This is a genomic window from Streptomyces sp. NPDC002784 (assembly GCF_053592135.1).
This window is the reverse complement of record NZ_JBSFVD010000016.1, coordinates 175502-187342: the sequence shown is the minus strand read 5'-3', so window position 1 is coordinate 187342 and position 11841 is coordinate 175502. Positions and strand designations below refer to the sequence as shown.

Sequence of the window (11841 nt, the reverse complement as noted above, 5' to 3'; positions counted from 1 at the left end):
CGCCGCAGCGGCTGACGCGTCTTGACCCCCGACTCCGCGCGCGTGGCACGGCCCAGCTCCACGAGCCGGCGGACCAGGACCATCTGCTTCGACAGCTCCGGGTCGATGGCGGACAGGTCCGCCTCCGGCCAGGAGGCGAGGTGGACCGACTCGGGCGCGCCGGGGGTGACCGGGACGATCAGGTCCTGCCAGACCCGCTCGGTGATGAACGGGGTCAGCGGGGCCATCAGCTTGGTGACCGTCTCGACGACCTCGTGCAGGGTGCGCAGTGCGGCCTTGTCGCCCTGCCAGAAGCGGCGCCGCGAGCGGCGGACGTACCAGTTCGACAGGTCGTCGACGAACGCCGAGAGCAGCTTGCCGGCCCGCTGGGTGTCGTACGCCTCCAGGGACTGGGTCACCTGGTCGGTGAGGGCGTGGAGTTCGGACAGCAGCCAGCGGTCCAGGACCGGGCGGTCGGCGGGGGCCGGGTCCGCCGCGGAGGGCGCCCAGTTCGACGTACGGGCGTACAGGGCCTGGAAGGCGACCGTGTTCCAGTACGTGAGGAGGGTCTTGCGGACGACCTCCTGGATCGTGCCGTGGCCCACGCGGCGGGCCGCCCACGGGGAGCCGCCGGCCGCCATGAACCAGCGCACCGCGTCGGCGCCGTGCTGGTCCATCAGCGGGATCGGCTGGAGGATGTTGCCCAGGTGCTTGGACATCTTGCGGCCGTCCTCGGCGAGGATGTGGCCGAGGCAGACCACGTTCTCGTAGGAGGACTTGTCGAAGACCAGGGTGCCGACCGCCATCAGCGTGTAGAACCAGCCGCGGGTCTGGTCGATGGCCTCGCTGATGAACTGCGCCGGGTAGCGCGACTCGAACAGTTCCTTGTTCTTGTACGGGTAGCCCCACTGCGCGAACGGCATCGAACCGGAGTCGTACCAGGCGTCGATGACCTCCGGCACGCGCGTGGCCGTCTTGGCGCACTGCGGGCAGTCGAAGGTGACGTCGTCGATGTACGGGCGGTGCGGGTCGAGGTTCGACTGGTCGGTGCCGGTCAGCTCGGTGAGCTCCGCGCGGGAGCCGACGACCGTGAGGTGGTCGTCCTCGCAGCGCCAGATCGGCAGCGGGGTGCCCCAGTAGCGGTTGCGGGACAGCGCCCAGTCGATGTTGTTGTTCAGCCAGTCGCCGAAGCGGCCGTGCTTGACCGTGTCCGGGAACCAGTTGGTGTTCTCGTTCTCCTGGAGGAGGCGGTCCTTCACCGCCGTGGTGCGGATGTACCAGGAGGGCTGCGCGTAGTAGAGGAGCGCGGTGTGGCAGCGCCAGCAGTGCGGGTAGCTGTGCTCGTACGGGATGTGCCGGAAGAGGAGGCCGCGCTGCTGCAGGTCCTCGGTGAGCTTTTCGTCCGCCTTCTTGAAGAAGACGCCGCCGACCAGGGGGACGTCCTCCTCGAAGGTGCCGTCCGGGCGGACCGGGTTGACCACGGGCAGGCCGTAGGCGCGGCAGACCTTCAGGTCGTCCTCACCGAAGGCGGGGGACTGGTGGACCAGACCCGTGCCGTCCTCGGTGGTGACGTAGTCGGCGTTGACCACGTAGTGGGTTCCGCCGTCGGTCTCGGGGAACTCGACCAGCTCGAAGGGGCGTTGGTAGGTCCAGCGCTCCATCTCGGCGCCGGTGAAGGACTGGCCGGTGGTCTCCCAGCCCTCGCCGAGGGCCTTGGCGACGAGCGGCTCGGCGACGACGAGCTGCTCCTCGCCGTTGGTGGCGACGACGTAGGGGACCTCGGGGTGGGCGGCGACCGCGGTGTTGGAGACGAGGGTCCAGGGTGTCGTCGTCCAGACCAGGAGCGCGGCCTGGCCGGCCAGTGGACCGGAGGTGAGCGGGAAACGGACGTACACGGACGGGTCGACGACCGTCTCGTAGCCCTGCGCCAGTTCGTGGTCGGACAGGCCGGTGCCGCAGCGCGGGCACCAGGGCGCGACCCGGTGGTCCTGGACCAGCAGGCCCTTGCCGAAGATCTCCTTCAGCGACCACCAGACGGACTCGATGTACTCGGGGTCCATGGTGACGTAGGCCTCTTCGAGGTCGACCCAGTAGCCCATGCGGGTCGTCAGCTCGGCGAAGGCGTCGGTGTGGCGCAGCACGGAGTCGCGGCACTTGGCGTTGAACTCGGCGATGCCGTACGCCTCGATGTCCTTCTTGCCGCTGAAGCCGAGCTCCTTCTCGACCGCCAGCTCCACGGGGAGGCCGTGGCAGTCCCAGCCGGCCTTGCGGGCCACGTGGTAGCCGCGCATGGTGCGGAAGCGGGGGAAGACGTCCTTGAAGACGCGGGCCTCGATGTGGTGGGCGCCGGGCATGCCGTTGGCGGTGGGCGGGCCCTCGTAGAACACCCACTCGGGGCGGCCCTCGGACTGCTGCAGGCTCTTGGCGAAGATCTTCTGCTCGCGCCAGAAGTCGAGCACCGCGTGTTCGAGCGCGGGCAGGTCGACCTGGGCGGGTACCTGGCGGTACGTCGGCTGTGTCATCAGCGGGCTTCCTCCGGCGGACTTGCTGCCTTCCGTCCGGAGGGACGAGAGCTACGTCTGTCGTTGCGCCGTCTTCGGCGCGCTCCCGCGGTACCACCCTCCTTGGCCCGCCGACGGCTGGTGTGCCTCGGTGAGCCCCCTCATTGGGGTCGCGATGCCGGGTCTACTGGCCCTTGCGGGGCGTTCTTCCGGCGGCTCCGGGGTGATCTTCACGTCGCGCTCGCCCCCGGGCTTCCACCGTCCCCGGGTCGCTCTGGGCTGCGTACGCCGCTACTCGTCCCCATCCACGCTTCTCGCTGCGCCCAGTGTACGGCGCCGCGGGGACAGCGGCCGACCGGTTTTCCGGCGTCCCGGGGCGGGGGCCGGGGGTGGCCTGCGGTGACCCGAATGGCGCGGTGCGCGGGTCCGGGTTCCGGGGCGGCCCGCTCGGCGGATTACCCGGCGGGGAGCTGGGCAATACGCATGCAGGTCGGCCGCGCGGCATCCGCGAGGCGGGCGAATCGGGCGGTGTGCCCCATTGCCGCGGGACTCAAGTCGATTTATCGTCCCAGCACGATTCGCGAGCAAGATCACAATATGTGAAGGGGCCGCGGCCATGGTGGCGAAGAAGACCGCCGTACAGCAGTCGGCGTCCGGCACGGCCACGGGTGCCTCCGGCGGTGCGGCCAAGGATGTGAGCGGGAAGAAGAGCACGCGGGGGGCGTCCGCCAGGCGGTCGGGGGAGGCTCGCAAGCCGGTGAGGACGGTGCGGGGGGACGGCACCGACGAGGGCGCGGGCCGGGCGGGGGAGAAGGCCGCGAAGAAGGCCGTGGCGAGGAAGAAGGCCGCCGAGAAGGCTGTGGGGACGAAGAGCGCGGCCAAGAAGAGTGCCGTCAAGGAGAACGCTGGCAGGAAGACCGCCGCCAAGAGGGCGACGGCTTCGCGGGCGGCACCGGGGAAGCAGGCGGCCGAGGAGGGGGCGGCGGAGAGACCGGCGGCGCGGAAGGCGGCGGTGAAGGAGACGGCCGGGAAGAAGACGGTCGCCAAGAAGGTGGCGGCGAAGAAGGTGGCCGCCAAGAAAGCCGTAGCGAAGAAGACCGCGGCCGGGGCTGAGGGGGGCGGGGGCAAGAGGGCTTCGGCTAGGGAGGCGTCGGCCATGGAGGCTGTGGCTCAGGGGGCCCGGGCCGAGGAGGCGTCGGCCAAGAAGGCGGCGGTGAAGAAGACGGTCGCCAAGAAGGCCGTAGCGAAGAAGACCGCGGCCGGGGAAGCCGGGGCTGAGGGGATCGGGGCCATGGAAGCACCGGTCGAGAGGGCGTCGGTCAAGAAGGCGTCGGCCAAGAAAGCGTCAGCCAAGAAGGCGTCGGTCAAGGAGGTGTTGGTCGACGAGGGCGTGGGTGAGGCTTTGGTTGTGGAGAGGGAGGGGGCCGGGCAGAAGGGGGTGCAGGTGGATGGGCCGGCCGGCGTGCGGGAGGTCGGTGGGGAGAAGGTCGCAGGTCACGAGCGTGCCGCAGGCCGCTCGAAGAAGAGTACGGCCAAGAAGGCGGGCGCGGCCGAGGCCGCGGAGCAGACGGGAGCCACGACAGTGGTTGCGAAGAAGACTCCTGGCACGGCCACGGCGGCCACGACCGCCGTTCCCAAGGCGCGGGTCGCCGCGGCGGAGCCCGGCGAACTCGCGGTGCGCCCCGGTGAGGACCCCTGGACCCCCGAGGAGGTCGAGGAGGCGCGCACCGAGCTGCTGTCCGAGGGGGAGCGGCTCAGGAACGAGCTCACCGCCTCCGAGCGGGCGCTCGCCGGGCTGATGCGGGACTCGGGGGACGGCGCCGGCGACGACCAGGCCGACACCGGCACGAAGAACATCACGCGGGAGCACGAGCTGGCGCTCGCCGCCAACGCGCGGGAGATGCTCACCCAGACCGAGCGCGCCCTGGAGCGGCTGGACGCGGGCACCTACGGTCTGTGCGAGAACTGCGGCGACCCGATCGGCAAGGCCCGTATGCAGGCCTTCCCCCGCGCGACGCTGTGCGTGGAGTGCAAGCAGAAGCAGGAACGCCGGTACTGAGGGCCCGGTCGGGCGTGCCGTACCCTCGTCCTCAGTCAGGTACCTAAGGTTGAGGGACTCACGTGGCAGAGGCGGAGCGCATCATCGGTACGCCGGAATCCCCGGACGGGGCTGAGGCCGAGCCGGAGCAGTCATCCGGTGCTCAGGGGCAGGACGGCGGCGAGGCGCGGTCCCGGGGCAAGCGGCGGATCGCCGTGCTGTTCGCGGTGGCCTCGTTCGCGTACGCCCTCGACCTGATCAGCAAGATGATCGTGGTGGCGAAGCTGGAGCACCACGAGCCCGTCGAGATCATCGGGGACTGGCTGAGGTTCGAGGCGATCCGCAACGCCGGCGCGGCCTTCGGCTTCGGCGAGGCCTTCACCGTGATCTTCACGGTGATCGCGGCGGCCGTGATCGTGGTGATCGCCCGGCTCGCCCGCAAGCTCTACAGCCTGCCCTGGGCCATCGCGCTGGGCCTGCTGCTGGGCGGGGCGCTGGGCAATCTCACCGACCGGATCTTCCGTTCGCCGGGTGTCTTCGAGGGCGCGGTCGTGGACTTCATCGCGCCCAAGCACTTCGCCGTGTTCAACCTCGCGGACTCGGCGATCGTGTGCGGCGGCATCCTGATCGTGCTGCTGTCCTTCAAGGGCCTCGACCCGGACGGCACCGTCCACAAGGACTGAGCGCGCGGTCGGGACTGTCTCACCCGTCCGGCATACTCGACGGGGTGAGCACGATTCCCGAGATCCGTACCCTGCCCGTGCCGGACGGCCTGGAGGGCGAGCGCGTCGACGCCGCCATCTCCCGCATGTTCGGCTTCTCCCGTACCAAGGCCGCGGAACTCGCCGCGGCGGGCAAGGTGCTCGTCGACGGCACGGTGGTCGGCAAGTCCGAGCGCGTGAGCGGCGGCGCCTGGCTGGAGGTCGAGATGCCGCAGGCGCCCGCGCCGGTGCAGGTGGTGGCCGAGCCGGTCGAGGGCATGGAGATCGTGCACGACGACGATGACGTGGTCGTGATCGTCAAGCCGGTGGGCGTCGCCGCGCACCCGTCGCCGGGCTGGACCGGGCCGACCGTGATCGGCGGTCTCGCCGCCGCCGGGTACCGGATCTCGACGTCCGGCGCCGCCGAGCGGCAGGGCATCGTGCACCGGCTCGACGTCGGCACGTCGGGTCTGATGGTCGTCGCCAAGTCCGAGTACGCGTACACCTCGCTCAAGCGCCAGTTCAAGGAGCGCACGGTCGACAAGCGCTACCACACGCTGGTCCAGGGGCATCCCGATCCGACCAGCGGCACCATCGACGCGCCCATCGGCCGGCACCCCAACCACGACTACAAGTGGGCGGTCACGGCCGACGGCAAGGCGTCCGTCACGCACTACGACCTCATCGAGGCGTTCCGCGCGGCCTCCCTGCTCGATGTGAAGCTGGAGACCGGCCGCACCCACCAGATCCGCGTCCACATGGCCGCCCACCGGCACCCCTGCGTCGGCGACCTGACCTACGGCGCCGACCCGACCCTCGCCAAGCGCCTGGGGCTGACCCGGCAGTGGCTGCACGCCGTCCGGCTCGGCTTCGAGCACCCCGGGGACGGGCAGTGGGCGGAGTTCTCCTGCGACTACCCCGACGACCTTCAGCAGGCCCTGGACAAGGTGCGCGAGGAGACCTACGCATGACCCCCGAGTCCTACGCCGTGCGCGTCGCCTCCGAGGCCGCCGACCGTGAGGCGTGCTTCGTGGTGCGCCGGGAAGTCTTCGTCGGCGAGCAAGGGGTGCCCGAGGAGGTGGAGTACGACGCCTACGACGCCGTAGCGGTGCATGTGCTGGCCGTGCGGGCGGACGGGCTGCCCATCGGGGCCGGACGGCTGCTGTACGGCGAGGCCGCCGCGGCGAAGGTCGGCGGCGACCTGTCCGTGGGCTCGCTCGGACGGCTCGCGGTGACCAAGGCGGCGCGCGGCCTGGGAGTCGGCGCGGCGCTGGTGCGGGCCATCGAGGACGCGGCACGCGCGCGCGGGCTCCGGGCGGTGGACCTGCACGCGCAGACCCAGGCGCTGAGGTTCTACGAGCGGCTGGGGTACCAGGCGTACGGGCCCGAGTTCTCCGACGCGGGGATCGCGCACCGGGCGATGCGGCGCGCGGTGTAGCCCGCATCGCCCCAGGCCCTGGTGAGGGCGGGGGCGTGGCAGGCTGGGGGTCTGCCCTGTGGACACCGACCTCGCCGGAGCGCTGACCGTGGATCAGTTGGCCCTGTTGTTCGTGCTGCTGCTCGGGGCCGTGGTGAGTGTCCCGGTGGGGAAGCGGCTGGGCCTGCCGGCGCCGGTGCTGATGACCCTGCTCGGGATCGTGCTGGCCCTGCTGGAGTTCGTGCCCGATGTCGAGGTGCCGCCCGACCTGATCCTGCCGTTGCTGCTGCCGCCGCTGCTGTATGCCGCGGTGCGGCGGACCTCCTGGCGGCAGTTCGCCGCCAATGTGCGGCCGATCCTCCTGCTGGCCGTGGCGCTGGTGTTCGTGACGACCGTGTGCGTGGCCGCCGTGGCCGGCGCGATCATTCCCGGGCTGCCCGTCGCCGCCGCCGTCGCGCTCGGCGCGCTGGTCGCGCCGCCCGATCCCGTCGCCGCCACCGCGGTGGCGAGCCGGCTCGGGCTGCCGCGCCGGCTGGTGTCCATCCTGGAGGGCGAGGGGCTCTTCAACGACGTCACCGCGATCGTGCTCTACCACGTGGCCATCGCGGCCGTCGTCAGCGGCACGTTCTCGTTCTGGGGGGCCGGGCTCGACCTGGTGCTCTCCGCCGTGGTCGCGCTGCTCGTCGGGCTCGTCCTGGGCTGGGGCGCGAACCGGCTGCTGGACCTCCTCGGGGACGCGACCCTGCAGATCGGGCTGACGCTGCTGGTGCCGTACGCGGCGTACGTGATGGCGGAGGAACTGCACGGGTCCGGGGTGCTGGCCGTGCTCACCGCCGCGCTGTTCCTCGCCGAGTACGCCACCGACGCGGACGATGTGATGACCCGGCTCGCGGGACACACCTTCTGGGACGTCGTCGACACCCTCGTCACGGGCGTGGCCTTCGGGCTGATCGGTCTCGAACTGCACAACGCCCTGCGCACGGCCTCCGGGCGGTGGAGCGAGCTGCTGGGGTGGGCGGGGGCGATCGTGGCCGTGGTCGTCCTGGTACGGCTGCTGTGGCTGCTGCCGGCCACCTGGCTGACGAAACGGCTGCACGCCCGGCGGGACCACGACGAGGACATCCCGACGAGCTGGCGGGAGACCGTGGTCATGTGGTGGTCGGGGATGCGGGGGGTGGCGTCGGTGGCGCTGGCGCTGGCGATCCCGCTGAAGGTGGAGGACGGGTCCGCGTTTCCGCACCGGGACGAGATCGTGTTCATCGCGTTCGGGGTGATCATGGGGACCCTGGTGCTGCAGGGGCTGACCCTGCCGTGGCTGGTGCGGCGGCTCGGGGTGCGGGCGGACACGGCACGCGAGAAGGAGTTCGAGAAGGCGCTGGCCGTGCGGGCGGCGAAGGCGGCGAAGCGCAGGCTCCGGGAGATCGAGTCGGTGGAGGAACTGCCGGAGGACCTGTCCGAGCAGATGCTGCGGCGGGCCTACGACATCGGCGTGCGGATCAGTCCGGACATGGGCGAGGAGGAGCGGCGGGAGGCCCAGGAGCAGCGGGTGCGGCGCCTGAAGCGGGTGCGCCGGATCCACGGGGAGATGCTGAGCGCCGCCAGGCACGAAGTGCTGGCGGCGCGGAGCGAGCCGGGGGCGGACCCCGAGGTGGTGGACCGGGTGCTGCGGCATCTGGATGTGCGCAGCCTGCGCTGATCCGCCCCCGGCGGTGCCTCAGCGGCCCGTGCGGGGCGGTTCGTGGACGCGCCGGGCCCGATGACCGTCCGTCGAGCGGGTCGGGAAGGGCAGGCCCGGCGGGAGTGCGGCGTCCGCCGTGTTGACCCGGGGGAGCGCGTGCGGGTAGGCCGTGGTCAGCCACTTGATCATCTGCTCGCGGACCGTGACGCGTACCGTCCAGATGTCGTCCGCGTCCTTCGCCGTCACCAGCGCCCGCACCTGGATGGTGCTCGGGGTGCTGTCCGTCACCGACACATTGCAGGCCCGTCCGTCCCAGGCCGGGCACGCGCGCAGGATGTCGCGGAGCTTCTCGCGCATCAGCTCCACCGGCGCCGAGTGGTCCAGGTGCCAGTAGACGATGCCGGTCATCTGGGCGCCGCCGCGGGACCAGTTCTCGAAGGGCTTGGAGGTGAAGTAGGAGACGGGCATCGTGATGCGGCGCTCGTCCCAGGTGCGGACGGTGAGGAAGGTCAGGGTGATCTCGTCGACCGTGCCCCACTCGTCGTCCACCACCACCGTGTCGCCGATGCGCACCATGTCACCGAAGGCGATCTGGAACCCGGCGAACATGTTGCTCAGCGTCGACTGGGCGGCCACGCCCGCGACGATGCCGAGGATGCCCGCCGAGGCCAGCAGGGAGGCACCGGCCGCGCGCATCGCGGGGAAGGTCAGGAGCATCGCGGCCACCGCGACCACGCCGACGATCGCCGCCACCACGCGTGTGATGAGCGTCACCTGGGTCCGCACCCGCCGGACCCGGGCCGCGTCGCGGTGCACGCGGGCGTAGCGGGTGTACGTCGTCTCGACGATCGCCGCCGCGATCCGGATCACCAGCCACGCCGTCGAGCCGATCAGCACCAGCGTCAGGACCCGGCCGATCCCGATCCGGTGCTCCTGGAGCACCCGCGCCGAGTCGAAGGTCCCTCTCAGCAGCGCCGTGCACAGCACCAGCTGGTAGGGGATGCGCCCCCGGCGCAGCAGGCCCCACAGGGGCGTCTCGGGGTGCCGGTGGTCGGCCTTGCCCAGCAGCCGGTCGGTGGCCCACCCGATGAGCAGGGTGAGCAGGACCGAGCCGCCGATGACGATCAGTGGGCGGAGTACGTTCTCCATGCCTTCGAACGTAACCGGATCACAGGGGTGCTGAACCTGCGGTCCGGTGAGACGCCGCACACGGCGCTGTCGTACCCGGCTGGCACCATGGCCTCATGAACATCATGCTCTTTCACTCGACGTTCGGTCCGCGCCCCGCGGTGCGCCGGGCCGCGGACCGGCTGCGCGAGGCCGGGCACGAGGTGTGGACGCCGGATCTCTTCGGAGGCCGTACGTTCGACACGGTCGAGGAGGCCATGGCGTTCCAGGTCGAGATCGGCAAGGACGAACTGCTCAAGCGGGCCGTGCTGGCGGCCGCCCCCTATTCGGAGCGGGGCCTGGTCTACGCCGGGTTCTCGCTCGGCGCCTCCATCGCGCAGACCCTCGCCCTCGGCGACGACAAGGCGCGCGGCCTGCTGCTCCTGCACGGCACCTCCGACATCGCGGCGAACGCCTCGGTGGACGAGCTGCCGGTGCAGCTGCATGTCGCCGAGCCGGACCCGTTCGAGACCGACGACTGGCTGAGCGCCTGGTACCTCCAGATGGGCAGAGCCGGCGCCGACGTGGAGATCTACCGGTACGCCGGGGCCGGTCACCTCTACACCGACCCCGACCTGCCGGACTACGACGCCGAGGCCGCCGAGGCCACCTGGCGGGTGGCGCTCGGCTTCCTCGACGGCCTTCAGTAGGCTCCGCCGGCCGCCCGGTCCCTACACCGGGTCGTACGTCCGCTCGACCTTCTGCGTGCCGCTGCGCGTGCGGTACGAGCGGGCCCAGGACGCCGTCGCGTCGGCCTTGGTGCGGTCGGACAGGACGTAGTAGTCCATCTGCGCGCGGGCGGCCGTGATGTCCAGGACGCCGAAGCCGTGGCGGTCGGTGTCGACCCAGTGGACATGCCGGTTGGCGGCCCGGATGAGCGGCGCGGCGAGCGCGGAGACCGAGCCCTCGGGGACCTTCACGATGTCGTCGAGGTTGTCGGAGGTCACCGAGGTGACCACGAACTCCGTGGCGGCCGAGGCGGACAGCGGGTACGTACCGGCGTTCACCGGCACGTCGTTGGCCCAGGCCATGTGGATGTCGCCGGTGAGGAACACCGTGTTGCGGATGGCGTTCGAGCGCAGATGGGCGAGGAGTTCACGGCGGTCGTCCGTGTAGCCGTCCCACTGGTCGGTGTTGAGGGCCAGGCCCTCCTTCGGCAGACCGAGCAGCTCGGCGAGCGGCTTGAGGAGTTCCGCGGAGAGCGAGCCGATGGCGAACGGCGCGACCATCACCGAGTTGCCGACGAGGCGCCAGGTGGTGTCGGAGGACTTCAGGCCCGCCTTCAGCCAGTCGAGCTGGGCGCGTCCGGTGAGGGTGCGCTCCGGGTCGTCGACCGAGCCGTTGCCGAGGGCCGCCTGCTGCGAGCGGAAGGAGCGCAGGTCCAGCAGGGAGAGGTCGGCGAGCTTGCCGAAGCGCAGCCGGCGGTAGGTGGTGCCGGCGATGGCCGGACGGACCGGCATCCACTCGAAGTAGGCCTGCTTGGCGGCGTCCCGGCGCGCGGCATAGCTGCCCTCGGCGCCCTCGGTGTGGTTCTCGGCGCCGCCGGACCATGCGTCGTTGGCGATCTCGTGGTCGTCCCAGATCGCCACGCACGGCGCGGCCGCGTGCAGGGCCTGAAGGTCGGGGTCGGTCTTGTAACGCCCGTGCCGGGTGCGGTAGTCGGCGAGCGTGAGGATCTCGTGCGCGGGCGCGTGCGGCCGTACGACGGTGTCGCGGGTGCCGTACTCGCCGGTGCCGTACTCGTAGATGTAGTCGCCGAGGTGCAGCCAGGCGTCCAGGTCGCCGCGGGCCGCGAGATGGCGGTACGCCGAGAAGTGGCCGGCCTCCCAGTTGGCGCAGGAGACCACGCCGAAGCGGAGGTTGGGCACGGCCGCGTCCGCCGCCGGCGCGGTGCGGGTACGCGCCGGCGGGGAGTCGATGCCGCCCGCGGAGAAGCGGAACCAGTAGTCGGTGGCGGGCGAAAGGCCGCGGATGTCCGCCTTGACCGTGTGGTCGGAGGCCGCCGTGGCGGTGGTGGACCCCTTGGCGACGATCTGCGTGAACGCCTTGTCCGTGGCGACGGTCCAGCTGACCTCGGTGTCCGGGCCGAGCCCGGAACCGGGTATCGCCTCGGGAGTGGGGGTCACGCGGGTCCACAGCAGGACGCCGTCGGGCAGCGGGTCGCCGGAGGCCACGCCGTGCAGGAAGGCGGGGGCGTCGGTGGCGGCGCGGGCGGGTATCGCGGCGGCGAGCGGGCCGGCCAGAACAGCAGTGGCCGCCGCGGCCTTGACGACCGTACGGCGGCGCGGGGCAAGGGTGTTGAGCGACTCGGGTGATCTGTATCGACTGGTCACGAGCGATCAGGTTACTGACCGGTATGC

General features: G+C 71.4%; 9 protein-coding genes. 6 read left to right on the top strand and 3 right to left on the bottom strand.

The features are described 5' to 3' along the window. Window positions 1-2501, bottom strand: a 2501-nt coding sequence (gene ileS, locus ACWD1Z_RS25715; protein ID WP_451121935.1) for an isoleucine--tRNA ligase, incomplete at its 3' end; no start/stop codon positions are given. Window positions 2502-3492: 991 nt separating this feature from the next. Here ileS and ACWD1Z_RS25710 point away from each other — a divergent pair. From ACWD1Z_RS25710 to ACWD1Z_RS25690, 5 genes are all read left to right on the top strand, one after another. Then, window positions 3493-4539 (top strand): TraR/DksA family transcriptional regulator, encoded by a 1047-nt coding sequence (locus ACWD1Z_RS25710; RefSeq protein WP_451121943.1) that lies wholly within the window; start codon window positions 3493-3495, stop codon window positions 4537-4539. Window positions 4540-4601: 62 nt separating this feature from the next. After that, window positions 4602-5201 (top strand): signal peptidase II, encoded by a 600-nt coding sequence (gene lspA / locus ACWD1Z_RS25705; RefSeq protein WP_451121934.1) that lies wholly within the window; start codon window positions 4602-4604, stop codon window positions 5199-5201. Between the two features lie 44 nt (window positions 5202-5245). Continuing rightward, the gene (locus tag ACWD1Z_RS25700) at window positions 5246-6190 is read left to right on the top strand and encodes an RluA family pseudouridine synthase (RefSeq protein WP_451121933.1); all 945 of its coding nucleotides are present in this window, start codon (window positions 5246-5248) and stop codon (window positions 6188-6190) included. After that, window positions 6187-6657, top strand: a complete 471-nt coding sequence (locus ACWD1Z_RS25695; protein ID WP_451121932.1) for a GNAT family N-acetyltransferase — start codon at window positions 6187-6189, stop codon at window positions 6655-6657. The genes ACWD1Z_RS25700 and ACWD1Z_RS25695 overlap by 4 nt, the downstream gene beginning before the upstream one ends. An 88-nt stretch (window positions 6658-6745) precedes the next feature. After that, a complete protein-coding gene (locus tag ACWD1Z_RS25690; protein ID WP_451121942.1) occupies window positions 6746-8332 on the top strand; it encodes a Na+/H+ antiporter in 1587 nt (528 codons plus the stop codon). Window positions 8333-8350: 18 nt separating this feature from the next. Here the strand turns inward: ACWD1Z_RS25690 and ACWD1Z_RS25685 are convergent, their stop codons facing one another. After that, entirely contained in the window at window positions 8351-9463 is a 1113-nt protein-coding gene (locus tag ACWD1Z_RS25685; RefSeq protein WP_451121931.1) for a mechanosensitive ion channel family protein, read from the bottom strand. Between the two features lie 95 nt (window positions 9464-9558). On the opposite strand from ACWD1Z_RS25685, the gene ACWD1Z_RS25680 reads away from it, so the two are divergent. After that, window positions 9559-10131 (top strand): dienelactone hydrolase family protein, encoded by a 573-nt coding sequence (locus ACWD1Z_RS25680; protein WP_451121930.1) that lies wholly within the window; start codon window positions 9559-9561, stop codon window positions 10129-10131. A 21-nt stretch (window positions 10132-10152) separates the two neighbouring features. On the opposite strand, the gene ACWD1Z_RS25675 is transcribed toward ACWD1Z_RS25680, so the two are convergent. Further along, a complete protein-coding gene (locus tag ACWD1Z_RS25675; RefSeq protein WP_451121929.1) occupies window positions 10153-11814 on the bottom strand; it encodes an alkaline phosphatase D family protein in 1662 nt (553 codons plus the stop codon). Window positions 11815-11841 lie beyond the last annotated feature (27 nt).

Bases quoted from the DNA above. Each gene is read 5' to 3' on its own strand.
- ACWD1Z_RS25695 (WP_451121932.1), top strand. From the start codon at position 6,187: ATGACCCCCGAGTCCTACGCCGTGCGCGTCGCCTCCGAGGCCGCCGAC.
- ACWD1Z_RS25685 (WP_451121931.1), bottom strand. From the start codon at position 9,463: ATGGAGAACGTACTCCGCCCACTGATCGTCATCGGCGGCTCGGTCCTG.
- ACWD1Z_RS25680 (WP_451121930.1), top strand. From the start codon at position 9,559: ATGAACATCATGCTCTTTCACTCGACGTTCGGTCCGCGCCCCGCGGTG.